This window comes from Pseudomonas sp. NLJ1 (assembly GCF_049486705.1).
Lineage (GTDB): Bacteria > Pseudomonadota > Gammaproteobacteria > Pseudomonadales > Pseudomonadaceae > Aquipseudomonas > Aquipseudomonas inefficax.
Map to the genome: position 1 here is coordinate 5,368,117 of NZ_CP137735.1, position 25,007 is coordinate 5,393,123.

Genomic DNA, 25,007 nt, shown 5'->3' on the forward strand with positions numbered 1-25,007 from the left:
TTTGAGAAGCGTTTGCAGATCAAACGCTTAAGGTGAGCCCCACGGCAAGCTGCGGCGTATTCTGTCTCAGGGTTGAAACAGGTAGTCGCCAGCGGTGCAGGCAAAGCCAGTGCTGGCCTTGATTGGAAGGGTTTTTGCAGGGTTGTTTCAACTGCTTGACACTACCTTCGACGCCGCGGAAGGCTCCATGTTTTCGGGGGCTTCGCCGCACGGGGGTGTGTCAGTGGATTAACACTCGGTTGGGCAGGATGGCGCATCGCTACCAATGAGCCTAGCCACTGTTTGCAGTGCCAGCAACTGGCGTTGTGGCCAATTGCCCTCAATTATTTTGTACGCCTGGCCATGCCGTTGCAGCCAGTGCAGGCTGTCGTCGAAAAAGCGCTGGCGATCACGCAGTTCGGGCTGGCTGCGCTGGCCATCGGCAACCCAATCCACGCCCTGCGGGCTTAGCAACAGGTGCAGATGGTAATGCCGCGCCAGCAGCGCCTGCTCCACCCAGGCCGGGCAGTCGCCGAACAGGGCGTGGCTCCAGAGCATGTTGCTGAGCAGGTGGGTGTCGAGAATCAGCAGCGGCGGTGCCTGTTCGCGGGCGTGGTCTTCCCAGGCCAGCTGGCCGCGAGCGATGGCGGGGATATCGGCATAGCAGGTGTCGCGGCATTCCTGGTCGATGAAGTGGCGCACGTATTCGGCCACCACCACGCCGCCGAAATGGGCCTGGATAACACCGCTGAGCCAGCTCTTGCCACTGGACTCCGGGCCGCACAACACCAGCACTTTCATGGCCTGTGCCGCGCTCATGGCTGCACCAACGCCGGGGCACGGCGCCATTCCAGCCAGCCGCGCACGGCAATCAGCGTGAGCACGGCGAAGAAGCCTGCGGTGAAGTACAACTGCTGATCCAGGTACTGGCCCACGTAGACGATATCCACCACCACCCATAGCGGCCAGCACTGCAGGCGCTTCTGCGCCATCCACAATTGTGCCACCAGGCTGAAGCCGGTCAGGGTGGCGTCCAGCCAAGGCAGGGCGGCGTCGGTCCAGGTGGCCATGGCCGCGCCCAGGGCGGCGCTCAGCAGCACCCCACCGGCCAGGCCGACGAGCAATGCAGGGGGCTGCAGGCGGGTGACCTGGCGGGCGTCTTCTGCATGGCCCGGGCGCTTCCATTGCCACCATCCGTAGACCTGCAGGATGGCATAGGCCAGTTGCAGCAGCATGCCGGAGTACAGCTTCACCTCGTAGAACAGCCAGCCATAGATCAGCACCATGACCAGGCCGATTGGCCAGCACCAGGCGTTCTGCTTGACCGTGAGCCAGACAGCGGTGACGCCGAGGACGGCGGCGATGAGTTCAAGGCCGGACATCGGCGATCCTTGGAGACTACGGGGGAGGGGCGCGATTGTAGCTGGTCGGCCTAGGAAGGTGTAGCGCGTTGGGCCTTTGGGGCTGCTCCCACAGGACTGCACATGGCTGTGAGTCAGCAGGGATCCTGTGGGAGCGGCTTTAGCCGCGAACACCGGCGCAGCCGGTGCCAAGCACCGCGCTGGGTTCTTCGCGGCTAAAGCCGCTCCCACAGGGTACGCGCATTGCCTGCAATTTCAATTATCTACGCGACAGCGCAGTCCAAAGGGCTTGGCCATCTCCCACTGGGGCTTGGTCTTATACCCGGAACTGCCGCAACAGTTGCTCCAGCTCTTCGCTCAACTGCCCCAACGCCATCCCGGCATCGCTGGACTGGCGCGCCGCATCGGCGGTCTGCTGCGACAACCCGGCCGTATCCAGCACGTTGCGGTTGATCTCTTCGACCACATGCGACTGCTGCAAGGTGGCGCTGGCGATGGAGGCATTCAACGCCGTGAGGTTGTTCAGCGCCTGGTTGATGGCATCCAGGCTGGCACCGGCCTCGCGGGCTTGTTCGACCGTCTGGCGCGAGGCTTCGCTGCTGGTATCGATGGCTTTGACCGCAGCGTCCGACTGGCTTTGCAGGTGCTCGATCATGGTATGGATTTCGGCCGTCGACTGCGCCGTGCGTTGGGCCAGCAGGCGCACCTCGTCGGCGACCACAGCAAAGCCACGGCCTTGCTCGCCGGCCCGCGCCGCCTCGATGGCTGCGTTCAAGGCCAACAGGTTGGTCTGTTCGGCGATGGAGCGGATCACGTCCAGCACACCACCGATGCGCGTGCTGTGCCCGGCCAGGTCGCGGATCACCTGTACGGCCTGGTCGATGGTCAGCGAGAGCCGGTCGATCTGCGCCAGGCTGCCGTGAATGGCCTCCTGGCCGTGTGTCACCTGCTGTTGCGCGGTGCGCATTTCACCGGCGGCCTGTTCGGCGGTCTTGGCCACGTCCTGCACGGCGTAGGTCACTTCGTTGACTGCGGTGGCAACCTGGTCCATCTGCAGCGACTGCTGGGCGCTGTGTTGTTGCGCGGCGCCGGCATTGTCGCCGACATGCCCGGCGGACCGGGCCAGGGCATGGGCCGCCCCTTGCAACTGGCCTATCACGCCTTGCAGCTTGCCGTTGAAGCGGTTGAAGTGCTCGCCCAGATGGGTGATTTCGTCACGGCCGTGAGTGTCCAGGCGCCGGGTCAGGTCGCTTTCACCGCTGGCGATGTTGCCCATGGCCTGCACCGCTTCCTGCAACGGGCGGGCGATGCTGCGGGCAATCAGCATGACCACCAGCGCCATCAGCAGGGCGATGGCCACGCCCACCAGCGAGGCATCGCGCAACTGGCGGGTGAACTCGGCCTGCACATCGTCGACGTAGACGCCCGAGCCGATGATCCAGCCCCAGGGCTTGAACAGCTGGATGTAGGAAGTCTTGGCCACCGGCTCGCTGGCACCAGGCTTGGGCCAGCGGTAGTTGACCGGCCCGGCATCCTGCTGCCGCGCCAGGGCAACCATCTCGTTGAACACGGCAAAGCCGTCGGGGTCGCGGATGGCCGACAGGTCCTGGCCGTCGAGCTTGGGGTTGGCCGGATGCATGATCATCTTCGGCCCCAGATCATTGATCCAGAAGTAGTCGTCGTGGTCGTAGCGCAACGCGCGTACCACTTGCAGCGCCTGCTGCTGGGCCGCCTCGCGGTTGAGCGTGCCGGCTGCCTCCAGGCCTTGGTAATAGGCCAGCACACCGGCTGCGGTCTGGACCACGTGGCGGGTCTTTTCAGCTTTGGCCTGGTACAGGTCCCCGTGGATCTGACGCAGCATCAGCAGGCCCAATACCACCAGCATTGCCACTGCCACCAAAAGGATCAGCCACAAACGGCGGCTGATAGACATCGATCTCAGGGTTTTCATACCACAGCTCCCGCATTGTTCTTTTTATATAGGCGCATCCAAGCATGCTTTGCACCAGCCCCCCACTCGACCAATGGCTAAGTGCTATACATCCGATAGTCTGCAGCAGGTTGTACAAGGCGATTGCAAAGGCGCTCTGACAGGATTTCGGCCGCGCAAGATGAAACCTTTAGGCGGCGTGAACTTTTCTACTGGCATTGCGCCCAACAGTCGCTGTAAAACAGCCGGGCCGCGCGCGGCAATTTCAAGCAAATCAAGAACAAGGGGCCTGCCACGAGCAGCGCTCCATCGGGGGAACGATGGATTTTTGGACTGCCTTTCAGGCAATCATCTTGGGCGTGGTCGAAGGGCTGACGGAATTTCTGCCGATCTCCAGTACCGGCCACCAGATCATCGTCGCCGACCTGATCGGGTTTGGTGGCGAACGGGCCATGGCTTTCAACATCATCATTCAGCTGGCGGCGATCCTGGCGGTGGTGTGGGAGTTTCGTGGCAAGATCTTCGACGTGGTGTTCGGCCTGACCAGCCAGCCCACGGCGCGACGGTTCACCGGTAACCTGCTGTTGGCGTTCCTGCCGGCAGTGGTGCTGGGCGTGCTGTTCGCCGACCTGATTCACGAGTACCTGTTCAACCCGATCACCGTGGCGGCTGCCCTGGTGGTGGGCGGGGTGATCATGCTCTGGGCCGAGCGCCGCGAGCACCGTGTGGAGGTGGACCACGTGGACGACATGCGCTGGAGCCACGCACTGAAGATCGGCTTCATCCAGTGCCTGGCGATGATCCCGGGCACTTCGCGCTCCGGCTCGACCATTATCGGCGGCCTGCTGTTTGGTCTGTCGCGCAAGGCGGCGACCGAGTTCTCGTTCTTTCTGGCGATGCCGACCATGGTCGGTGCGGCGGTGTATTCAGGCTACAAGTACCGCGACTTGTTCCAGCCCGGCGATCTGCCGGTATTTGCCATTGGCTTCGTCACTTCGTTCATCTTTGCCATGATCGCCGTGCGCGGCTTGCTCAAGTTCATTGCCAACCACAGCTACGCGGCGTTCGCCTGGTATCGCATTGCCTTTGGCCTGCTGATCCTGGCGACCTGGCAGTTCGGCTGGGTTGACTGGGCGACGGCACATGGCTGAGGCAGCGCCGGGGCAAAGGAAGGAGGGCGTACGCAACGTGCGCCTGAAGCTGCTGCTGTTGGGCCTGCTGTGCCTGCTGCCGGGCCTGGGCGCGGCGCGCATGGCCTGGGTCGACCAGGCCTGGTGGCCGCTGGCGCTGTACCCGGCAATGAGCCTGATCAGCCTGTTGCTGTATTGGCAGGATAAACAGCAGGCGCGTACCCAGGCCTGGCGCACGCCCGAGAAGGTGCTGCATGCCAGTGAGCTGCTGGGCGGCTGGCCGGGGGCACTGCTGGCGCAGCAGCTGTATCGGCACAAGACGCGCAAGGTGTCGTACCAGCTGGTGTTCTGGGGGATTGTGCTGGTGCACCAGGTGTTTTGGGCGGACTGGCTGTTTCTTGGGGGGCGGTATCTGCCCTTCAATTGATGTTTGATTGTGCCGGCCTCTTCGCGGGTAAACCCGCTCCCACACGTACAGCACAAGTCTTGAGACCAGTGGAGAACCCTGTGGGAGCGGGTTTACCCGCGAAAGGGCCGGCACAGCGAATTCACAATACCAACCCCACCTGCAACCGCTTCGGCAACCGCCGCACCACCAGCTGGTGCGAGCGCTGCAACAGATCACACAGCTCCTCACACCCCATGGGGTAGGGCGACGCCATGCTGATCCACCGCGCCCGTGCCAGGTACGGCGCAGGCCGCACCCCCGGGCGATCGCAGTAGCCGAGAAACAGTTCGTCGGCCACCTTGAACGACAACCCCGCACCCGCCAGGTTGAGCACCGCGAACATCTTGTTGCCTGCTACCGAGAACACACGGATGCCACCCCATTTGTAGTCTTCCCGCGCACCCGGCAGGCTCAGGCAGAACGCTGCCACCTGGGCTTCGCTCATGTTTCGCTCAGACATACTTTTCTCCACAGGCCTCGAACGACGCCGCCAGGTGGTCGATCCACACCCGTACCGCAGGGAGCAAGCCGCGCCGATGCGGGTACACCGCCTGCAGGTAGCCGCCCGGCAGCGACCAGTCCGGCAGCAGGCGCACCAGTTCGCCTCGCTCCAGTTCCTCTTCACAGAACATGCTGGGCAGCGCAGTAAACCCAAGGCCTGCCCGTACAGCAGCATTACGTACTACGAAATCATCGATGGCGAGGCGTGGCTCCAGGGCAATTTCCTGTTGTTTGCCATGGGGGCCGAACAGGCGGAAGTGTACCAGCCGGTCCGCCTCGGCAGCGCCCAGCACCGGCAATGACGCCAGTTGGCCCGGTTCGCGAATGTGGTCGGCGAAACCGGGCGCTGCAACCAGTTGCATCTGCGCCTGGCGCAGGCGGCGAGTGACCAGGGCCGGGTCTTCATCGCCCAGGTCCCGTACACGCAAGGCCACGTCGATCCCTTCGGAAATCAGGTCGACCCGGCGGTTGAGCAACACCATGTCCAGTTGCACCAGCGGGTACTGCGCGAGAAAGCGGCTGATCACATCCGGCAGGAAGGCGTGGGCCAGTGCCACCGGGCAGGACACCCGCAAGCGCCCGCGCGGCTCGCTGCTCATGCTGGCCACGGCTTCGTCGGCGGCTTCGGCCTCCAGCAGCATGGCTTGGCAGTGGTGCAGGTAGCGCTCGCCCACCGCGGTGAGCTTCAGTTGCCGTGTAGTGCGTTGCAGCAGGCGCGTGCCCAGGCGTTCTTCAAGCTCGGCGATGCGCCGCGACAGGCGCGACTTGGGGATGCCCAGCTGGCGGCCGGCTGCGGCGAAACCGCCGGCTTCGACCACGCGGGCGAAGTAGAAAAGGTCGTTGAGGTCTTGCATGGGAATGTCTCACTGTTCCATGTGTAGGACAAACTAACGCATTTTTGCCGCCTTATCAGCCATTGTTGATGTGGGTAGGATTCTCTCCATCGTGATCGCCCAACGTCGCGGTCTTCATTCACAGGAGAGTCCCATGAAACTGTTGCATATCGATTCGAGCATCCTGGGCGACAATTCCGCCTCCCGCCAACTGAGCCGCGAAGTGGTCGAAGCGTGGAAAGCCGCCGATCCGAGCGTGGAAGTGGTGTACCGCGACCTGGCCGCTGACGCCATCGCCCACTTCTCTGCGGCTACCCTGGTAGCGGCTGGCACCCCGGAAGATATGCGCGACGCAGCCCAGGCCTTTGAAGCCAAGCTGAGCGCGGAAACCCTGGAAGAGTTCCTGGCCGCCGATGCCGTGGTGATTGGTGCGCCGATGTACAATTTCACCGTGCCGACCCAGCTCAAGGCCTGGATTGACCGCGTTGCCGTCGCCGGCAAGACCTTCCGCTACACCGAAGCTGGCCCGGAAGGCCTGTGCGGTAACAAGAAGGTAGTGCTGGTGTCCACCGCTGGTGGCCTGCACGCTGGCCAGCCGACTGGCGCCGGGCATGAGGACTTCCTCAAGGTATTCCTGGGCTTCATCGGTGTTACCGACCTGGAAATCGTCCGCGCCCATGGCCTGGCCTATGGCCCTGAGCACCGCAGCCAGGCGATCGATGCTGCCCAGGCGCAGATTGCCAACGAGCTGTTCGCTGCGGCCTGATCCTGCTGTCTTGCACAAGCGTCAAAGGCTTGCGCGAACTCTGTGGGAGCGGCCTTGTGTCGCGAAAGGGCCGCAAAGCGGCCCCAGAGATCTCTGTGTAAACGCTGACATCCTGGGGCCGCTACGCGGCCCTTTCGCGACACAAGGCCGCTCCCACAATCAACCTCAGGCTACCGGGATAGCCGGGTAGCCGACGCGGCGGGCCGATTCATCGATGTGGAAGGATCTGCTTCATGGTTGTGCTCCTCGAAAGTTCGGTTAACAAGGTAGACCCTGTTGCCGGATATTGGGGAGCGAGCTTGCTTCAGAATGTTGGCGGCGTGATCACCCAGATCACCACGGCATCCACCTCGCCGGGGTTGCCGTAGCGGTGCGGTTCCTGGCTCGAGAAGCTGAAACTGTCCCCTTCGCCCAGCTGGAAATGCCGCTCGCTCACCCACAGCTCGAAGCTGCCACTCAGGATGTAGCCGGCCTCTTCACCGTCATGGCTGTAGCTCTGCTGGCTGTAGCTACCCGGAGGGAAGCGTGAATGCAGGATCTCCAGCTGGCGGTTGGGCTGGGGCGTGAGCAGTTGATCGACGATGCCGTCTTCGTAATGCACGCTCAGGCGGCTGTTGCGCCGGACCACATAGCCCTGGTCCTCGGGCGCAGTGATGGCTTCGCTGGCGAAGAACCACTGGATGGTCACCCCCAGGCTGCGGGCGATGTTGAACAGCGCCGGAATCGACGGGTAGGAGAGGTTGCGCTCCAGCTGGCTGATGTAGCCGGCGGTCAGTTCACTGTGCGTGGCCAGCTCCGCCAGGGTCATGCCACGGCGCTTGCGCAGGCCGCGAATGCGGCTGCCGAGAAACTGCGGCGCGGCGCCCCCGGCTTCGCTGGCGGGGGGCTGGGGGAGTTGGCTCATGCACGTCGGTCCATCGTAAAAGCCGCAGTATGTACAGCCTCAGAGCGCCCAGGCAACCGTCAGGCCATCATGAATCGCTTCTTCGGCGGTACGCGGCGCCAGGCAGTCGCCAATGCGGCGCACCTCGACCAGGCCGGCCAGCTCCGTGGCCAGGCGGTCTTCTGGTTGATGGCCCAGGCACAGCACCAGTGTGTCGATGCCTTCGAAGATCATCGGCTCGCCGCTGGCAGTGTGCTGCAGGTATACCGTGTTGTCGTCGCTGCCATACAAGCGGGCATACGGCGTGATGGGAATACCCAGACGATGCAGCTCGCCGGCCAGTTGATCGCGCACGTACAGCGGCAGGTTTTCGCCGCAATGGGTGCCATTGACCGCCAGCTGCACCTGGTGGCCTTCGCGTACCAGGCGTTCGGCGATGCCGGGGCCGATCCAGTCGCAGCGCCAGTCGATCACCAGCACCGAACGCCCTGGCTTTGCCTCGTTGCGTAGTATCTGCCAGGCATCCACTACCTGTAGCTCACCGGTGCGCTCGAAGGCCGGCCAGTAGGGGGTTGCACCGGTGGCGGCGATCACCAGGTCGGGGCGTTCTCGCTCGACCAGTGCGCGATCGACCCGGGTATTGCGTACCACTTCAACACCCGCCAGGGCCATTTCCCGTTGCAGGTTGGTGCTGGCGCCACCGAACTCGCTGCGCCGTGGCAGCAACTGTGCCAGCAGCACCTGGCCGCCGAGCTGCGGGCCTGCCTCGTACAGTGTTACCTGGTGCCCGCGCGCAGCGGCCACGGCGGCGGCTTTCATGCCAGCGGGCCCGCCACCGGCCACGAGAATGCGCTTGGGGTGGGCGGTGGGGGTCAGTTGCCCGTATTGCAATTCGCGGCCGGTCTCCGGCCGCTGGATGCAGGAAATGGGCAGACCGCGATGGAAATGGCCGATGCAGGCCTGGTTGCAGGCGATACAGGCACGTACGTCCTCGACCTGGCCATGCTCGGTCTTGTTCGGCATCAGCGGGTCGCAGATCAGCGCGCGGGTCATGCCGCAGACATCGGCCTGGCCACGAGCCAGGATCAGTTCGGCTTCCTGAGGCTGGTTGATACGGCCGGTGACGAACAGCGGAATGCCCAGGTGTTGCTTGAAGGAGCCGGCCTCCCGGGCCAGGTAGGCCGGTTGAATGGCCATCGGCGGCACGATATGCACGGCGCCGCCCAGGGATGCCGACGTGCCGGCAACGATGTGCAGGTAGTCGAGCTGGCCCTGCAAGGCAACCGCTGCCGCCAGCGATTCGTCCTCGCTCAGCCCCTGGCTGTCGCGCTCGTCGGCACTGATGCGCAGGCCGACGATGAACTGCTCGTCGGTGGCCGCGCGTACGGCGGCCAGCACTTCGCGCAGGAACCGCAGGCGCTGCTCCAGCTCACCGTTGTAGCCATCCGTACGCTGGTTTACCCGCGGGTTGAGGAATTGCGCAGGCAGGTAGCCATGGCTGGCGACCACTTCAACACCGTCCAGCCCGGCCTGGTGCAGGCGGCGGGCAGCGCTGGCATAGCCCTGGACGATCTCGTCGATCATTGCCTGGTCCAGCGCACGCGGCATCACCCGGAAGCGTTCATTGGGCACCGCGGACGCCGAGTAGGCCACCGCCAGCAAACCGTCCGCCGTCTCCATGATCTCTCGCCCGGGGTGGAACAGCTGCGAAAGCACCACGGTGCCATGCTCATGGCAGGCCTCGGCAAGCTGGCGGTAGCCGTCGATGCAGGCGTCGTCGGTGGCCATCAGCACATGCGAGGTGTAGCGGGCGCTGTCATGCACCCCGGCCACCTGCAGCACGATCAGGCCGACGCCACCGGCGGCGCGAGCGCGCTGGTAGGCGATGAGCTTGTCGTTGACCAGATTGTCGGTAGGCAGGCAGGTGTCGTGGCCGGTGGACATGATGCGGTTCTTCAAGCGTTTGCCGCGGATCTGCAAGGCTTCGAACAGATGAGGGAAGGCGGTCTGCATACAGGCGGCTCCGGTACGGTGTTGTTCTTGTTTTTGTATGAAAGTGTAGCGTCAGTAAAAAATCAACTTGTTTTTTTACTGCTCGACGACTAGGTTTTTCTCACCCTCATGGCGAGGGCGTGACCTCACAACAACAAGAAAACGGGCCCCTCGGGCACCGGCAGGAGGCAACTACGATGCAGGTATTCCCACGTGTAAGCGGCCTTTGCGCAGCGTTGCTGGCCATGGGCCTGGGCAGTGCGCAAGCGGCACCGCAAATGGTCGTGGTCGGCTATGGCGGCGCCGGGCAGAAAGCCCAGGACGAGGCGATCTTCAAACCGTTCAGTGCCCAGGATGGCAGCAAGCTGATCCAGAGCGAGTACAACGGCGAAATGGCCCGGATCCAGGTAATGGCCGACACCGGCAATGTCGACTGGGACGTGGTGCAGATCGAAGGGCCTGACCTGATGCGCGGCTGCGACGAGGGCATCTACGAGCAGCTGGACTGGCAGCGCATGGGCCATGCGGGTGAACTGATTGCCGATGCCGCGCAGGCCTGCGGCTCGGCGGCGCTGGTATGGAGCGTGGCCATTGCCTATGACCGCAGCAAGCTGGCCCAGGCGCCTGCGTCGTGGGCCGATTTCTGGGACGTGAGCAAGTACCCGGGCAAGCGCGGCCTGCGCAAGCGTGCGGTGTACAACCTGGAGTTCGCCCTGATGGCCGACGGAGTCAAGGTCGAGGATGTGTACCAGGTGCTGGCCACACCGGCCGGGGTCGAGCGTGCCTTTGCCAAACTCAGCGAACTCAAGCCGCATATCCAGTGGTGGGACGCTGGCGCCCAACCGGCGCAGTGGCTGGCGGCGGGTGATGTGGTGATGACCTCGACCTACAGCGGGCGCATCGCCGTGGCGGCCCAGCAGGGCAGCCCGCTGGCGGTGGTCTGGCCTGGCAGCCTGTATGGGATGGATTACTGGGCGATCATCAAGGGCTCGCGGCATGTCGAGCAGGCCAAGCGGCTGATCGCCTACGCCAACCAGCCGGATACCCAGGTGCGTTATGTGCAGCAGATTCCCTATGGGCCGACCAATACCCAGGCGGCAGCGAAGCTCGACCCGTCCCTGGCCAGTTGGGTGCCTACTTCGCCGCAGAACCTGCAGGGGGCGTTGGCGATGAATGTGGAATTCTGGGTCGACCATGGCGAAGAGCTGGAGCAGCGCTTCAATGCGTGGGCCAGCAAATAGCGTGCTGCAAAGGGGCAACGATGATGACCGCAACGGAACAAAGCCTGCGCCAGGAGCTGGCCGCCTGCTATCGGCTGATCGCTCACTTTCGCATGAGCGACCTGATCTTCACCCATATTTCCCTGCGCCTGCCAGGGCCGCAGCACCACTTCCTGATCAACCCGTACGGCCTGCTGTTCGATGAGATCACGGCCTCCAGCCTGGTGAAGATCGACCTGCAGGGCCGGCCGGTCGATCCGACACTGCATCCGGTCAACCCGGCCGGTTTCGTCATTCACAGCGCCATCCATGCCGCCCGCGAGGATGCCCACTGCGTGCTGCACACCCACACCCGGGCAGGGTGTGCGGTGGCAGCGCTGGAATGCGGGCTGCTGCCGCTTAACCAGATGTCCATGGAGTTTTACGGCAAGGTGGCGTACCACGCCTACGAAGGGATAGCGCTGGACATGGATGAGCAGCGACGGCTGGTGGCGGACCTTGGCGACAAGCCGGTGATGATCCTGCGCAACCATGGCCTGCTGACCACAGGGCGCAGCGTGGCCGAAGCATTCCTGCGCATGTATTACCTGGAGAAGGCCTGCGAGATCCAGTTGGCGGCGCAGAGTGCCGGGCAAGTGATTTTGCCGTCGGCCGAAGTGTGCGCGCATACCGAGCGGCAGTTCAATGAGCCGGGGTGGGGGTTGAAGCAGGGCGAGCTGGCGGACCCGGATGCGTTGCAGCTGGCTTGGCAGGCATTGCTACGGATGCTGGAAAGGGTTGCACCCGGCTATCGGAACTGACGCCGCCCTGCAATCGCTGCGTCAAAATTTGCTCAATAACAGTCACTGTTGCGCAGCTCTATGCCGCAACTGTGCTGGTCCCTGTCAAAGGAATAGCCTTATGCTGTAACGAAATATGTCTAGAAAGCTTGAAGAAGGATGTCGCAATGCCGCTCAAGGACCTGCTCATCGCCCTGGTGGTGATTGTCGCCTGGGGAGTCAACTTCGTGGTCATCAAGGTTGGCCTCGATGGCTTGCCGCCGATGTTGCTGGGGGCATTGCGCTTCTTGCTGGTAGCGTTCCCGGCGATCCTGCTGGTCAAGCGGCCCAAGCTGCCCTGGCGCTGGCTGATCGCCTACGGTGCGACCATTTCGCTGGGCCAGTTCGCTTTCCTGTTCCAGGCCATGTACAGCGGCATGCCGTCGGGGTTGGCCTCGCTGATCCTGCAGTCGCAGGCGTTCTTCACCCTCGGCTTCGCCGCGCTGTTTCTCGGCGAGCGGCTGCGCCTGGCCAGCGTGCTGGGGCTGTTGGTGGCCGCCAGCGGCCTGGCGCTTATCGGCAGCGAAGACGGCGGCCATGTACCGATGCTGGCGCTGGTGCTGACCCTGTGTGCTGGTGCGATGTGGGGCATGGGCAACATCATTACCCGGCGTTTTGGCTCGGTTGACCTGGTGGCGCTGGTGATCTGGGGCGGGTTGATTCCGCCACTGCCGTTCCTGGCATTGTCCTGGTGGCTGGAGGGGCCGGAGCGTATTGGCCATGCCCTTGCCAATATCAGCTGGAGTTCGGTGTTGGCCCTGGCCTACCTGGCGTTTGTCGCCACCATGCTTGGCTACAGCCTGTGGAGCAAGCTGCTGTCGCGCCACCCGGCCGGCAAGGTGGCGCCGTTTTCGCTGCTGGTGCCAGTGATTGGCCTGAGTTCGTCGGCGTTGTTGCTGGGTGAGCGTTTGACCGCAACCCAGGGCTGGGGCGCATTGCTGGTCATGGCCGGGTTGCTGGTCAACGTGTTCGGCGCCCGCATTGGGCAACGGCTGCGCGCGGTCAGCGCGTAGTTGACGCCTTCACGCGCTCAGCCTGACTGAAAATCTGAAAGCTTGCGCGTTCCCTGTGGGAGCGGGCGCGCCCGCGAACACGGGCGAAGCCCGTGCCAAACAACGCGGTGCCTGCTTCGCGGGCACGCCCGCTCCCACAATGGAGGCGTGTCTGCGGGTCAGCGCTGCGCTCTGTTAGAATCGGCCTCTTTTGCCAGGCCAATGGAGCGCACCCCATGATCATTTCCACCACCAGCCAGCTCGAAGGCCGCCCGATTGCCGAATACCTGGGCGTGGTCAGCTCCGAATCGGTGCAGGGCATCAACTTCGTGCGCGATTTCTTTGCACGTTTTCGTGACTTCTTCGGCGGCCGTTCGCAAACGCTGGAAAGCGCACTGCGTGAAGCCCGGGAGCAGGCCACCGAAGAATTGAAGGCGCGGGCACGCCAGTTGCAAGCCGATGCGGTAGTGGGTGTGGATTTCGAGATCAGCATGCCGTCGGTACAGGGCGGCATGGTCGTGGTATTTGCTACCGGTACGGCGGTGCGCCTGAAGTAGAGCGCCTGCCGCTGGTCGGGTCCAGGACCTCGGTCCGGGCGGTCCGCAAATGACCAGCTAGTCTCACTTTCACAGGTCGCGTTTAGTGGAGCAACTGTTCTGGTTGCCGACGCGTCCGCCACTGGAGGGAGACAGGGCATGAGCGAATCCTTTTTCGAAGACCTGAACGACGCGTTCCCGATCAACAGCCAGGTGCGTTGCGGCCAGGCGGCCTTCCGCCTGGGCTTCGCCCACATGACGCTGGATGATTCCGAACAGCTCCAGCCTGCACACCTGCAGCGCAGCAAAAAAGGCCGCTTCATGCCGCGGGTTCCACTGAAGAAGTGATCCCGCTCCAGCACAACCCCGCCGAATGGCGGGGTTTTTATTACTTTTCTTGATCCGCCTCATGGCATTGCCGGGTAGCGCTCGCGGGATAGCCAAGGCTGTGGTTTTCTTGCGCGGCATTCCAGCAACGGAGGATTGAATGCTCATGCGAGTCAGGGAAAAGACCTATTGGCAATGGGCCGATGCCCAGCTGCACAGCCGCTGCCACGACGAAGCGCTCAGTGACGGCACCACGCTGGACGTGCAGGTGCGCTTGTCGCGCCTGGGGGCGACCCAACTGTTCCTGGGGCTGTATGCCGCCGATGGCCGAGCATTGCTGGAGGAGTATTACCCCGTACGGCCAGGCGAGACCATGACCCGCGCCCTGGTGTGGGGTGTTGACCGCGCCCGGGCGATGGCAACCGGCGCCTTGCCGCTGCCGGAACCCGGCAGCCAGCGGCGCCAGGCATGAAAAAGCCCGGCCTATGCAGGCCGGGCTCAGGTAAGGGTGGGAACCGTCAGTTGAGCGGTTCGATCACCTTGACTGCCTGCTGCTCACGGGCAGCGGGCCATTCTTGTTGCAGGGTCTGCAGGACGCGGCCAACGAACTCGGTGTCGGCGGCGGCCTTCTTGCCGACGTAGCCTTGGCCACGGCGGTAGACCTTGAAGCGCGCCCGCATGCTGGGCAGGTGCTCTTCGAATTCATCTTCGACGGTGTTCGGTGGCAGGCGGTCGAGGCGCACTTCACCGGTCTGGCTGACCCACAGCAGGTGGTCGTCAAGGCTGTCCTTGCGTACGGCGAACAGCTGGGCCAATTGGTCGATAGTCGGATTGTTGTTCAAGTTCATCATAAAGCCCCCATTACCCATTCGTAGGTGATTTTTCACAGTTGGCGCTACCACGGTGTAGCGCACTACCAAGGCTGCTACAGCAGCATCGCAACAGGGGCTTTCTCACGCTGCCTTTTGGACAGTTTCCCTCTCCACGGACGGCCTGCGTTACCGCGCAGGCCGTCTGGAACACCCTTGCCACCGCTCCCGATCAGGGAGACGGCTTCATCATGCCCAAGGGCGATGAACGGCGTCAACCATTTTGTAGTGAATATTTTTGGTCACTACATTGTGTCGTTTTGTTCGACAATCGCTGCCCGCACTACAGCCCGGACAGAATCTCGAAGGCCGCGCGCACCCGGGCTTCGTTCGGGTAATTTCGGTTGGCCAGCAACACCACGGCCAGCTGTTCGGCGGGCACGAACGCGGCGTAGGCGCCGAAACCATTGGTCGAACCGGTCTTGTTGTACCAGGCTGCCGGCAGCGGTGGCAGGGCTGGTTGCAAGCGCGTGGTTGCCTGCGGTCCACGGACAAGCTGCGGGCCGTTGCCATCGACCAATGTGCTCAGCGTGACCGGGTAGGGGTAGCGTTCCCAGCCCAGCCCCTGGGTCATGGCGCCGACCTGGAAGTAGCCCCGCCGGGTAATGGCCGTGGCTTGCGCCAGCGCTGGTGGCAGCCCCTCCGGCTGCATGTGCAGGCGCACATAGCGCAGCAGGTCGCTGGCACTGGTCTTGATGCCGTAGGCTTCGTCGGCGTAAGGGCCGGGGGCCACCCGCACCGGTTTGCCGGCATTGTCGTAGCCTTGGGCATACAGCCCCTGGGCGCTGGCCGGGACCTGCAGATAGGTGTTTTCCAGGCCCATCTGTTTCAGCAGGCCCTCGCTCATCAGCGAGGAAAACGGCTGATGCTGCGCGCGGGCGACCAGGTCACCGAACAAGCCCAGGCTGGGGTTCGAGTAGCAGCGCTGGGTGCCAGGTTTGGCGCGGGGTTGCCAGTGACGGAAGAAATCGACCACCTGCTGCGGCGTCTGCACCGCATCCGGGAACTGCAATGGCAGGCAGTCGGCACTGTAGGCGCCCAGTTCCAGCACGCTCGCGTCGCCGATGGGTGCCCCGGCGAGGGCCGGGTGATAGCGCTTGGCCGGGGCGTCGAGGTCCAGCTTGCCTTCGGCACTGGCCAGTGCGGCCAGGGTGGCGGTGTAGGTCTTGCTCAGCGAACCGATCTCGAACAGCGTGTCGCGGCTGACCGGTACATTGTCAGCCTTGCTGGCCACGCCATAGCTGAAGTAGTGCGCGTGGTTGCGAGCATAGATAGCCACGGCCATGCCGGTGATGTCTTGCTCTTGCATCAGCGGGCGGATGATCTGGTCGACCTTCGCCTGCAACTGGTCGTCGGCCTGGGCGGCACTGTGGCCCAGGGTGAGCGTGATGGCGGCTGCAAGTGCAGCCAGGCGGGAGAGGGGCATGAGCGGGTCCTGTGCTGGAGCGTGTCCGTTGAGCGACACCGGTGGGGGTTCCGGCGTTAGCGGCGAAAAGCCGAAAACCTTATCGTCTGCCCTTGCACAATGACAAGATGGAAACTGCGATGAAGTATTTGCGAATGTTATTCGACAATTTCACCCTGGCCTTGCTCGGGGTGGTGCTGATTGCCACCGTGCTGCCTTGCTCGGGCGACGGCGCGGTGTACTTCGGTTGGTTGACCAACCTGGCCATCGGCCTGCTGTTCTTCCTGCACGGCGCCAAGCTGTCACGCGAGGCGATAATCGCTGGTGCCGGGCACTGGCGCCTGCACTTGCTGGTGTTCTCCTGCACCTTCGTATTGTTCCCGCTGCTGGGCCTGGCGTTCAAGCCACTGTTCGTGCCGCTGGTGGGCAACGAACTGTACCTGGGCGTGCTCTACCTGTGTGCCTTGCCGGCTACCGTGCAGTCGGCCATCGCCTTCACCTCGCTGGCGCGTGGTAACGTGCCAGCGGCCATCTGCAGCGCGGCGGCATCCAGCCTGCTCGGTATTTTCCTCACGCCGTTGCTGGTGATGATGTTGCTGGGGGCCAGCGGTGATACCGGTTCTGGCCTGGATGCAGTGCTGAAGATCACCCTGCAGCTGCTGGTGCCGTTCGTGGCCGGGCAGGTCGCCCGGCGCTGGATCGGTGCCTGGGTCAAGCGCAATGCGCGTTGGCTCAAGGTGGTGGACCAGGGCTCGATCCTGCTGGTGGTCTACACCGCGTTCAGCGAGGCAGTGGTCACCGGGCTGTGGCACACGGTATCGCCGCAACACCTGGTCGGGTTGTTTGCCGTGTGCGGGATCTTGCTGGCGGTGGTGCTGTACGGTACCCGCCTGCTCGGCAAGCTGCTGGGCTTTGACCTGGAGGATCGCATTACCATCCTGTTCGCCGGTTCGAAGAAGAGCCTGGCCACCGGGGTACCAATGGCGCAGGTGCTGTTCGTCGGCAGTGGGATTGGCGCGATGATCCTGCCGCTGATGCTGTTCCACCAGATCCAGCTGATGGTCTGCGCGGTGCTGGCGCAGCGTTATGCCAGCCGTGAGCAGGCGGCTGAAGAAGCTTCTGCGGCGTCCTGACACCTGGTTTGGCCACTGATGCGGTCGCAGTGTAGGAGCGGCCTTGTGTCGCGAAAGGGCTGCGAAGCAGCCCCTCGATTTCAGCTTGGAGCAGATATTGCCGGGGCCGCGTTGCGACCCTTTCGCGACACAAGGCCGCTCCTACACTGTGACCGCGCAATGACAAGGAATTATCTGGCCTGCACCGAACCACGCTCGCGCAGCGCCTTGCCTACTTCGGCCTCGATCTTGTAGGCCGGCGCTTCGAGGTCGTCGTAGTTGCGCGTGTAGCGCCGGGCGAACTCTTCCACGCCCAGCTGCTGATACTGCTGCACATGCTTGAGCTCGTGTGCCCACAAGGCCACGTTGTCCTCGGCGTCGGCGGGGCGGCGGAAGATGATCGTGTCGATCAGCGTCACGGCGTTCACATCTGGGTTCTGCAGCAGCGCGTTGGCCGCGCTCATTTGCTGTTCGTCGCCCACGCGGAAGCGCGCCGCGTCGAGTACGGCAAAGTCATACCAGGGTTCGAGTTGCGCACGGATATGCAACGGGATCGGCTCGACGCCGCTGGCGACGGCTTCGTCGCGGGCCTGATGCAATGCGTATGTCAGGCTGGAGGAAGCCAGTACTTCCACATCCTTGAAAATCTGCCCGGCCTGCCCGGGGTCGATGGGGGCACAGAAACACCCCATCAGGCATACCTGGTACTGCCCTGGCGGGCAGGCTTGTTCGGCGAGTGCAGGCAGGCTCGACAGTAGCCCCAGCAGTAGACTAATCCGCTTCATGCAGGGCCTTCTCGACAAAGTGGCGGCTGGCGGCCAGTACCTGCGACTGCACGCTTTCCGTGGCCAGCATGCGCCCGACCAGCAAGGCGCCGACGCACTGGCTGATCAGCACCCAGGCCAACTCGTCATCCTCCAGGGTCGCGCTCCAGGCCTGGTGCAGTTCCACCAGCCAATGCTCGGCCACTTCACGCACGGATGCTTCAGCCCGGGCAATTTCCACCCCCAATGGCGGCAGCGGGCAGCCACCCTCGGCATTGTGCAGGTGGGCCAGGCTCAGGTACTGCTGCAGGCAACGGCCCAGGCGTTCGCGGCTTGCGCCCTGGTTGGCCAGGCGCGCCAGCGGACTGTTGCACAATTCTTGCCGCACAACCTCGGTGAACAGGTCGTCCTTGGACGGGAAGTGGTTGTAGAAGGCGCCGCCGGTCAGGCCGATCGCCTTCATCAGCCCGGCCACGCCGGTGCTGGAAAAACCCCCGCGTTTGGCCAGCGCGCCACTGCTGGCCAGCAGCCGCTCGCGGGTTTGCTGCTTGTGTTCGTTTGTGTAGCGCATTCACTTGCCTCTGCAGGCGGGCTTGACGGTGGCAGCGATCATAACATAGCGTTCGTTTACTAAACGATCATTCATCAATGGAGACAGGCATGGCAGAACAACAAAAAGTGGTGCTTGTGATAGGCGCGGGGGATGCTACCGGCGGCGAAATCGCCAAGCGCTTTGCTCGCGAGGGCTACATTGCCTGTGTTACCCGGCGCCAGGTAGACAAGTTGCAGCCGCTGTTGGACGAAATTCGCGCTGCTGGTGGGCAGGCCCACGGTTTCGGCTCCGATGCGCGCAAGGAGGAGGAGGTGGCGGCGCTGGTCGAAACCATCGAGCGTGATATCGGCCCGATCGACGCCTTCGTGTTCAATATCGGTGCCAATGTGCCCTGCAGCATTCTCGAGGAAACCCCGCGCAAGTACTTCAAGATCTGGGAGATGGCCTGTTTTGCCGGCTTCCTTACCGCGCAGGCGGTGGCCCGGCGCATGGTCCAGCGCGAGCGCGGCACCATCCTGTTTACCGGCGCCACCGCTGGCACCCGTGGCGCGGCGGGCTTTGCGGCATTCGCCGGGGCCAAGCATGCCTTGCGCGCCCTGGCCCAGAGCATGGCGCGCGAGCTGGGGCCGCGGAACATCCATGTGGCTCACGTGGTGGTTGATGGTGCCATCGACACCGCCTTCATCCGTGACACTTTCCCCGAGCGCTACGCCCTCAAGGGCCAGGATGGCATCCTCGACCCGGCGCACATCGCCGACAGCTACTGGTTCCTGCATGCCCAGCCCCGCGACGCCTGGACCTTCGAGCTGGACCTGCGCCCCTGGATGGAACGTTGGTAAGCCCCTTTCCCCGAGCAAGGACCGTAACCATGCACAAGACTGTCGACTTCTATTTTGACCTGGGCAGCCCGGCCAGCTATCTGGCCTGGACTCAATTGCCTGGGCTGTGTGCCCGCCAGGGTGCCACGCTGCGCTACCGGCCGATGTTGCTGGGCGGGGTTTTCCAGGCTACCGGCAATGCTTCGCCGGTGATGATCCCGGCCAAGGGCCGTTACATGTTCACCGACCTGGCGCGCTTCGCCGAGCGCTACGGGGTACCGTTCGGGTTGCCGTTGGGTTTCCCGGTCAATACCTTGACCCTGATGCGCGGGGCAGTGGGCACCCAGTTGCGTTCGCCGGAGCGGTTCGAGGCGTTGCTGGCGGTGCTGTTCAAGGGGCTGTTTGCGCAGCGCCGCAACCTGGGCGACAGCGCAGTCCTCGACGATACGCTCAGCCAGGACGGCTTCGACCCGCAGGCATTTCGCGCACTGGCGGCTGATGAGGAGGTGAAGGCTGCGCTCAGGCACGCGACCGAAGAGGCCGTGGGGCGCGGGGTGTTTGGTGCGCCGACCTGCTTTGTCGGTGGCCAGATGTTCTTCGGCCAGGACCGCCTGGACTTTGTCGAAGAGGCCCTGCTTCAGGGCGCCGACAGCGCTATCTGAATGCCCCCTCCCACAGAGTTGGCGCTTTCCCTGTGGGAGCGGCTTCAGCCGCGAACACCGGCAAAGCCGGTGCCATCCACCGCTAATCAGGCAATCAGAAATTCGCCGGGGTGTTGGCGCTGATGATCTCGGCCTCGTCCGGGCCGATATTCTTGAAGCTGTGCGGCAGGGTAGTGGGGATGTAGTACCCGTCGCCCGAGTTGAGCACGCTCACCTGGCCATCGACCCACAATTCGACGGTGCCACGGGTGACCAGGCCACACTCTTCACCCTCGGCATGCACGATCGGTTCGCCCGAATCGGCGCCCGGTGCATACAGTTCACGCAGCATGCGCATCTGCCGGCCTTCGACACTGGCGCCGACCAGCAGCATGCGCAGGCCGTTGCGGCCCAGGTCTGGCTGTTCGCCGCCACGGAACACGTAACGCTCTTCGCGCACCGGTTCGTCGAAACTGAAAAACTCCGCCAGGCTCATCGGAATGCCTTCGAGCAGTTTTTTCAGGGAGCTGACCGAAGGGCTGACGCGATTCTGCTCGATCTGCGAGATCGTCGAATTGGTCAGCCCACTGCGGCGGGCCAGTTCCCGTTGGGAGAGGTTGTTGCGTTCACGCACCAGTTTGAGTCGCGTCCCCGTGTCCATAGCCGCCTTGTAATCAGAGGTGTCAATAATAATGAGCGATGCGCATTAAAACACACTCTGCACGCTTGCGCGCTGTGCTTGTCAGGCCCGCTGATCGCGCGGCATCGGCCATGACCCGACCAACAGCAACAGCGCCGCCACTGCCAGGAATGGCAAGCGTGGATCGACCGCATATGCCAGGGTGCCGGCCAGCGGCCCGATCACTGCGCCCATGCCTTGGGCAGCACCGATGGAGCCGGCCGTGGCGCCTTGCTCGGAGGCGTGCATGGCATTGGCCGCCAACGCCGAAAACGCCGGGAAGACAAAGCCCATGCCAGCCGCCGCGATGAAATAGCAAGCCCACAGCCAGGGGGCTGTGGTCGCCAGCGAGCCACAGGCAAAACCCAGGGCCGAAACCGTGGCGCCGACCCGGATCATCTTCAACGGCGGCCATTCCAGTTGGCGCAGCAGCACCTGCGCCAGGATCAGCGCCACACCTACCGTGGTCAGCGCGATGCCGGCGGCCTGGGCTGCCTCGGCAGGGCCCAGGTGCAGGCGGTCGAGGGCAAAGAAACCGACAATGATCTGCGATACCGTGACGCTGAGCATTGCGCTGAACGCCACCAGCAAGGGCCGGCGCAAGCGTGGGTCGTTCAGCCGCACCGGGCTGGGCGCGTGGCTGTGCGACAGCGCCTGCGGCTTGAGGGTGAACAGCAGCACCAGGAAGGCACTGGCCGGCAGCAGCGACATGATATGGAACGGCAGGCTCAGGCTATGGCGCGCCAGCAGCGCCGCCAGCGCCGGCCCCACCACCAGGCCGACGGCGTTGGCCGCACCCAGCGAGGCCATGGCCCGGGCCCGTCGTTGCGGTTCGACATGGTCGGCGATCAGCGCATTGCAGCCTACCGGGATAGCAGCATAGAAGGCACCAATACAACCGCGCGCGACCATCAGGCCGATGAAGGCCAGGGTCGCCCCCGGTAGCCAGCGCAGCGCACCTTCGACAAACAGGCACAGCAGCCAGTAGGCCAGGGTGAAGCCGGCGCTGCCCAGCAGCAGGATGCGCCGTCGGCCCAGCCGGTCTGCGGCACGCCCCCAGGGCCGGGCCAGCAGCACCCAGATCACGCCCGCCACGGTCACGGCGGCACCGGCTTGCCAGGTGGCCATGCCGAGCTGGCGGGCGATCGGGCCGATCAGGGCGACGAAGGCCATCATCGACATGGTACAGGCCATGTTGGCCAGCAGCAGGGGGCGCAAGTCCAGGGTACTGGCGGGTGCGAGTGCGGCAGGATCCTTTGCGACATTCATAGGGCAGTCCAGGGTGGTACGGCGAATAGAAAGCCGATCTTGTTAGGAATTGTTATCGATTGTCGACACCCTGAGCTGCCGAGCGTCATTCGCTACGGCGCAGTGGGCCAGGCCACATGCTACGCAACACGCCATCGCGGCGCACCCACGCGTGCATCAACGCCGCGCCCACATGCACCAGCACCGTGGCGAACAGCAGGTAGCCGGCCCAACCATGGGCCTGGCGCAGCACGGCGTACAGCTGCAGGTCATGAGGCGCGATCGCCGGCAAGCCCAGCGGGCGCGGGTAGCCACCAGCCGACAGCATGGCCCAGCCCAGCAGCGGCATGGCAAGCATCAGGCCGTAGAGCGCCAGATGCGAGGCCCCGGCAGCCCAGCGTTGCGCTACAGGCAGGTCGCGCGGCAGGGCCGGGTGGGGGAGGGCCAGGCGTACGCCGATGCGCAGCAGCACCAGTACCAACAAGGCCAGGCCAGTTGCCTTGTGCAACCCGATCAGCACGGGATGGCGCGGCGAAAGGTCGGCGACCATGCTCACACCAATGAACAACATCGCCAGGATCAGCACGGCCATCAGCCAGTGCAACAGGCGGGCGAGGGGGTGGAAGGCGTCGGTTTTCATGGGTGGGCTCCGGTGCCGAGCGATTCGCGGCTGCGGCGGTTGAAGGATTCCGAGTAGGCGGCCGAACGGGCGGCAAGGATCGGGTCGGCGGAGGGCTGGATGCCTCGGGGCAAGATCAGCGGGTCGAAGTTGAGGTCGCGGCAGGCCCCCTGCTCGGGGCCGTCGACCTGCTCCAGCACCAGCGTGCCGGCGTTCACGCTGCGCCGGTCGGCAGGCCAGGGGCTGGCAGGGTCGTCCACGGCATCGCCAGGCTCCGCCAGCACCAGGCGCAGTGTCCAGCGCAGCGGGCCTTGGGCCAGGCGTTGCTGCAGGTCATGCTGCAGGAACTGTTTGTCATCGACCTGGGCAGGCAAGGCGACAAACGCTGTTTGCGGCTCCAGTTGCCAGCGCACGGGGTGGTCCGCGCCGCTTGCGTCGATCAGCCGGAAGGCGTTGATGCTGTGGTACTGCGTGCTGGCGAAGCTGTTGCTGGGCTTGTAAGCCGCCGCCCATTGGCGAAACGCCGCGCTCTCCGGGTGGGCGGCGAAAAACGCCTGCAGTTTGCTCGGGTCCGGTTTGCCGGTGGCCGGGTCTGGCGCCCCCGCCAGCACTTGCTCATAGAAGGCTTGTGGCGTGCTTACCGCCAGCACCGGCGGGTTGTTCATGCCGGTACGCCAGACCTGCCCGTCGTCGGTGCTCAGCTCGATGGCCAGGCTGCGTACCGGTATGCCGGTATCCGGCGCGAACGGGTTGGCACCGCCGATGGCGAAGCGGCCGATCACTGGCACCCGCGGCTGGCTGAACGCCCGCGCCGTGGACAGGCTGGCGGCCTGCCCGCTGGGCTGGAAGTAGCCGCTGACGCACAGGCCCTTGGCGTGGTTCTTGCGGTAACCCGGGTAATGCCCGGCCTGGGCTTCGAAGGTGTCGATGATGCGTTGTGGGGTCAGGCGGGTTTCGCCAAGCCAGCCGGCGGCATAGGCAAAGGCGCCGCCCGCGGCCAGCATCACGGCGCCGATGGCGGCCAGGCGCAGGGCCTTGGCGGGGCCGTGCAGGGGTGAGTTCATGGTCATCGTCCGGTTCAGTGAAGGTGCCGGTACGACGGCGCAGGGAAAAACTTATTCCTTCGCCGGGAATAGATTTTCTTCACAGGCGTCTGCCTCTTACACTGACAACCCCAGACGCCGGGACTTTGCCATGCATGATCTGGACGACCACCAGTGGCGCGAGCTGCTGGCCCGCCTGCGCCGCTTTGCCGTGTGGCTGACCCGCGAGCCGGGCAGCGCCGACGACCTGGTGCAGGCCACGGTCGAGCGGGCCTTGAGCCGGCGCGACCAGCAACGCGACGCCGATGCCCTGCGGGCCTGGCTGTTCACCATCCTTTATCGGCTGTTCCTCGACGGAAAGCGTCGCGAGCGCCTGCACGCGCGCTGGCTGTCCTGGTTCGGCCGCGGTGAGCGCGACGACGAACCGGTCGGCGGCAACCTCGAGGCCATCGTCCTGGCCCAGGCCGACCTGCAGGCTTTCGCCCGGCTCACGGCAGAACAGCGTGCGTTGTTGTTGCTGGTCAGCATCGAAGGCTTGAGCTACAAGGAGGCCGCCCAGACCTTGGGCATCCCTATCGGCACTGTGATGTCGCGCCTGTCGCGCGCCCGCAATGCCTTGCGCGAACTGACCGAGGGCAGCCCCCAGCCCCCGGCCTTGCGGAGACTGAAATGACGCGCCTGATCCCCAGTGAAGACGAACTGCACGCTTACGTCGACGAACGCCTGGAGTCTGTACGCCGGGCCGAGGTGCAGGCCTGGCTGGCGGCCAACCCGCAGGCTGCGGCCAAGGTCGAGGGCTGGCGTGCCGACGCCCGCCGCCTGCGTACAGCGTTGGCCGGGCTTGGCGAAGTGCCCGGGGCTGCACAGCTGGATCTGGGGCAGTTGCGTCGACAATTGCGAGAACGCCGCCAGCGCCGCTGGGCCACGGCAGCGGTGTTGTTGCTGGCGTTGGGGGTGGGTGGCCTGGGTGGTTGGCAGGTACGCGACGCGACCTTGGCGCGTGGCGACCTGCCGATGGCAGATGCCGTCCAGGCACATCGCTTGTTTGCCGGCAGCCAGGCACTGGATATCCAGGCCAGCGACCCGGGCCAGTTGCGTGACTGGCTGGGGCGCCATTTCAGCCGCGTGGGCCAGTTGCCGGACCTGGCGGGCTACGGCTTCAAGCCAGTGGGCGCGCGCCTGCTAAGCAATGAGCGTGGGCCGGCGGCGTTGCTGGTGTTCGAGGATGGCAAGGGCCAGCGCATCAGCCTGTTCCTGCGCTCACCAGGTGATCAGTATCGGCGCATGCCGGACGGGCATCGCGTGGATGGCCAGCTGGAGGCACGGTATTGGTCGCATGGGGCCTACAACTTTGCTCTGGTCAGCGCGGCGGACGATGTGCGCGGGGCGGGGGTGGGGGAGGTGTTGCGGTTGGGGTTGTGAGTGGTGGGTTAAGGTGCATGCCTTGGGCTTTGTGGTGCCTGTGAGATCGGGCGCCGCCCGCGCGGCGCTTCGCGGGGCAAGCCCGCTCCCACATCTGTTTCGGGCCAGTCACTCCTGT

29 protein-coding genes are annotated in these 25,007 nt (G+C 64.4%); 14 read left to right on the forward strand and 15 right to left on the reverse strand.

What is annotated here, in order from left to right:
• Positions 1-228: 228 nt before the first annotated feature.
• From R9B85_RS24225 to mcpP, 3 genes are all read right to left on the reverse strand, one after another.
• A complete protein-coding gene (locus tag R9B85_RS24225) occupies positions 229-798 on the reverse strand; it encodes an AAA family ATPase (protein WP_112253918.1) in 570 nt (189 codons plus the stop codon).
• Positions 795-1,361, reverse strand: a complete 567-nt coding sequence (gene pnuC / locus R9B85_RS24230) for a nicotinamide riboside transporter PnuC (protein ID WP_313854672.1) — start codon at positions 1,359-1,361, stop codon at positions 795-797. Before pnuC ends, R9B85_RS24225 begins: the two co-directional genes overlap by 4 nt.
• A gap of 295 nt (positions 1,362-1,656) precedes the next feature.
• A complete protein-coding gene (mcpP, locus tag R9B85_RS24235) occupies positions 1,657-3,291 on the reverse strand; it encodes a methyl-accepting chemotaxis protein McpP (protein WP_215520981.1) in 1,635 nt (544 codons plus the stop codon).
• A gap of 299 nt (positions 3,292-3,590) precedes the next feature.
• Between mcpP and R9B85_RS24240 the strand changes: the two genes are divergently transcribed.
• Together R9B85_RS24240 and R9B85_RS24245 are read left to right on the forward strand one after the other, a co-directional pair.
• Entirely contained in the window at positions 3,591-4,421 is an 831-nt protein-coding gene (locus R9B85_RS24240; RefSeq protein WP_003258998.1) for an undecaprenyl-diphosphate phosphatase, read from the forward strand.
• Positions 4,414-4,827: a DUF1294 domain-containing protein gene (locus tag R9B85_RS24245; protein WP_207879063.1), complete on the forward strand. Its 414-nt coding sequence runs from the start codon at positions 4,414-4,416 to the stop codon at positions 4,825-4,827. The genes R9B85_RS24240 and R9B85_RS24245 overlap by 8 nt, the downstream gene beginning before the upstream one ends.
• Positions 4,828-4,948: 121 nt before the next feature.
• Here the strand turns inward: R9B85_RS24245 and R9B85_RS24250 are convergent, their stop codons facing one another.
• A complete protein-coding gene (locus R9B85_RS24250; RefSeq protein ID WP_112253922.1) occupies positions 4,949-5,308 on the reverse strand; it encodes an MmcQ/YjbR family DNA-binding protein in 360 nt (119 codons plus the stop codon).
• A complete protein-coding gene (locus R9B85_RS24255; protein ID WP_015270172.1) occupies positions 5,301-6,203 on the reverse strand; it encodes a LysR substrate-binding domain-containing protein in 903 nt (300 codons plus the stop codon). The genes R9B85_RS24250 and R9B85_RS24255 overlap by 8 nt, the downstream gene beginning before the upstream one ends.
• A gap of 133 nt (positions 6,204-6,336) precedes the next feature.
• Here R9B85_RS24255 and R9B85_RS24260 point away from each other — a divergent pair, with 133 nt between their 5' ends.
• Positions 6,337-6,948, forward strand: a complete 612-nt coding sequence (locus tag R9B85_RS24260) for an FMN-dependent NADH-azoreductase (protein ID WP_049277030.1) — start codon at positions 6,337-6,339, stop codon at positions 6,946-6,948.
• A gap of 304 nt (positions 6,949-7,252) precedes the next feature.
• Here the strand turns inward: R9B85_RS24260 and R9B85_RS24265 are convergent, their stop codons facing one another.
• Together R9B85_RS24265 and R9B85_RS24270 are read right to left on the reverse strand one after the other, a co-directional pair.
• Positions 7,253-7,852: a helix-turn-helix domain-containing protein gene (locus R9B85_RS24265; protein ID WP_112253923.1), complete on the reverse strand. Its 600-nt coding sequence runs from the start codon at positions 7,850-7,852 to the stop codon at positions 7,253-7,255.
• Positions 7,853-7,891: 39 nt separating this feature from the next.
• On the reverse strand, positions 7,892-9,844 hold the full coding sequence (locus tag R9B85_RS24270) for an FAD-dependent oxidoreductase (protein WP_112253924.1): 1,953 nt from the start codon (positions 9,842-9,844) through the stop codon (positions 7,892-7,894).
• A gap of 176 nt (positions 9,845-10,020) precedes the next feature.
• Between R9B85_RS24270 and R9B85_RS24275 the strand changes: the two genes are divergently transcribed.
• The 6 genes from R9B85_RS24275 to R9B85_RS24300 all read left to right on the forward strand — a co-directional run bounded on the left by R9B85_RS24275 (position 10,021) and on the right by R9B85_RS24300 (position 14,188).
• The gene (locus R9B85_RS24275; RefSeq protein WP_112253925.1) at positions 10,021-11,064 is read left to right on the forward strand and encodes an ABC transporter substrate-binding protein; all 1,044 of its coding nucleotides are present in this window, start codon (positions 10,021-10,023) and stop codon (positions 11,062-11,064) included.
• A 23-nt stretch (positions 11,065-11,087) separates the two neighbouring features.
• A complete protein-coding gene (locus R9B85_RS24280) occupies positions 11,088-11,843 on the forward strand; it encodes a class II aldolase/adducin family protein (protein ID WP_112253938.1) in 756 nt (251 codons plus the stop codon).
• Between the two features lie 146 nt (positions 11,844-11,989).
• Positions 11,990-12,874, forward strand: a complete 885-nt coding sequence (locus R9B85_RS24285; RefSeq protein WP_423770659.1) for an EamA family transporter — start codon at positions 11,990-11,992, stop codon at positions 12,872-12,874.
• A 215-nt stretch (positions 12,875-13,089) separates the two neighbouring features.
• Complete coding sequence (locus R9B85_RS24290) at positions 13,090-13,410, forward strand: YbjQ family protein (protein ID WP_003258990.1); 321 nt, start codon at positions 13,090-13,092, stop codon at positions 13,408-13,410.
• A gap of 138 nt (positions 13,411-13,548) precedes the next feature.
• The gene (locus R9B85_RS24295; protein WP_003253897.1) at positions 13,549-13,737 is read left to right on the forward strand and encodes a hypothetical protein; all 189 of its coding nucleotides are present in this window, start codon (positions 13,549-13,551) and stop codon (positions 13,735-13,737) included.
• 139 nt (positions 13,738-13,876) lie between these two features.
• Entirely contained in the window at positions 13,877-14,188 is a 312-nt protein-coding gene (locus R9B85_RS24300) for a hypothetical protein (RefSeq protein WP_112253927.1), read from the forward strand.
• A 46-nt stretch (positions 14,189-14,234) separates the two neighbouring features.
• Here R9B85_RS24300 and R9B85_RS24305 read toward each other — a convergent pair whose 3' ends face one another.
• Positions 14,235-14,567: a hypothetical protein gene (locus R9B85_RS24305; protein WP_003253895.1), complete on the reverse strand. Its 333-nt coding sequence runs from the start codon at positions 14,565-14,567 to the stop codon at positions 14,235-14,237.
• 301 nt (positions 14,568-14,868) lie between these two features.
• Entirely contained in the window at positions 14,869-16,011 is a 1,143-nt protein-coding gene (gene ampC / locus R9B85_RS24310) for a class C beta-lactamase (protein WP_112253928.1), read from the reverse strand.
• 119 nt (positions 16,012-16,130) lie between these two features.
• On the opposite strand from ampC, the gene R9B85_RS24315 reads away from it, so the two are divergent.
• Positions 16,131-17,123, forward strand: coding sequence for a bile acid:sodium symporter family protein (locus R9B85_RS24315; protein ID WP_370290160.1), 993 nt, complete (start codon positions 16,131-16,133; stop codon positions 17,121-17,123).
• Positions 17,124-17,293: 170 nt separating this feature from the next.
• Here the strand turns inward: R9B85_RS24315 and R9B85_RS24320 are convergent, their stop codons facing one another.
• Entirely contained in the window at positions 17,294-17,887 is a 594-nt protein-coding gene (locus R9B85_RS24320) for a DUF4157 domain-containing protein (RefSeq protein WP_112253930.1), read from the reverse strand.
• Positions 17,874-18,437: a TetR/AcrR family transcriptional regulator gene (locus R9B85_RS24325; RefSeq protein ID WP_252378567.1), complete on the reverse strand. Its 564-nt coding sequence runs from the start codon at positions 18,435-18,437 to the stop codon at positions 17,874-17,876. The genes R9B85_RS24320 and R9B85_RS24325 overlap by 14 nt, the downstream gene beginning before the upstream one ends.
• Positions 18,438-18,526: 89 nt before the next feature.
• Here R9B85_RS24325 and R9B85_RS24330 point away from each other — a divergent pair, with 89 nt between their 5' ends.
• Entirely contained in the window at positions 18,527-19,258 is a 732-nt protein-coding gene (locus R9B85_RS24330; RefSeq protein WP_112253932.1) for an SDR family oxidoreductase, read from the forward strand.
• A 29-nt stretch (positions 19,259-19,287) separates the two neighbouring features.
• The gene (locus R9B85_RS24335; protein WP_112253933.1) at positions 19,288-19,899 is read left to right on the forward strand and encodes a 2-hydroxychromene-2-carboxylate isomerase; all 612 of its coding nucleotides are present in this window, start codon (positions 19,288-19,290) and stop codon (positions 19,897-19,899) included.
• A gap of 94 nt (positions 19,900-19,993) precedes the next feature.
• Here R9B85_RS24335 and R9B85_RS24340 read toward each other — a convergent pair whose 3' ends face one another.
• From R9B85_RS24340 to R9B85_RS24355, 4 genes are all read right to left on the reverse strand, one after another.
• The gene (locus R9B85_RS24340) at positions 19,994-20,539 is read right to left on the reverse strand and encodes a cupin domain-containing protein (protein ID WP_003248033.1); all 546 of its coding nucleotides are present in this window, start codon (positions 20,537-20,539) and stop codon (positions 19,994-19,996) included.
• An 81-nt stretch (positions 20,540-20,620) separates the two neighbouring features.
• Positions 20,621-21,826, reverse strand: coding sequence for an MFS transporter (locus R9B85_RS24345; protein WP_112253934.1), 1,206 nt, complete (start codon positions 21,824-21,826; stop codon positions 20,621-20,623).
• 85 nt (positions 21,827-21,911) lie between these two features.
• Positions 21,912-22,445, reverse strand: a complete 534-nt coding sequence (locus tag R9B85_RS24350) for a cytochrome b (RefSeq protein WP_112253935.1) — start codon at positions 22,443-22,445, stop codon at positions 21,912-21,914.
• Positions 22,442-23,494: a catalase family peroxidase gene (locus R9B85_RS24355; protein ID WP_112253936.1), complete on the reverse strand. Its 1,053-nt coding sequence runs from the start codon at positions 23,492-23,494 to the stop codon at positions 22,442-22,444. The genes R9B85_RS24350 and R9B85_RS24355 overlap by 4 nt, the downstream gene beginning before the upstream one ends.
• Before the next feature lie 124 nt (positions 23,495-23,618).
• Between R9B85_RS24355 and R9B85_RS24360 the strand changes: the two genes are divergently transcribed.
• Positions 23,619-24,140, forward strand: a complete 522-nt coding sequence (locus R9B85_RS24360; protein ID WP_112253937.1) for a sigma-70 family RNA polymerase sigma factor — start codon at positions 23,619-23,621, stop codon at positions 24,138-24,140.
• Positions 24,137-24,889 (forward strand): anti-sigma factor, encoded by a 753-nt coding sequence (locus R9B85_RS24365; protein ID WP_313854693.1) that lies wholly within the window; start codon positions 24,137-24,139, stop codon positions 24,887-24,889. Before R9B85_RS24360 ends, R9B85_RS24365 begins: the two co-directional genes overlap by 4 nt.
• The last annotated feature ends 118 nt before the right edge of the window (positions 24,890-25,007 follow it).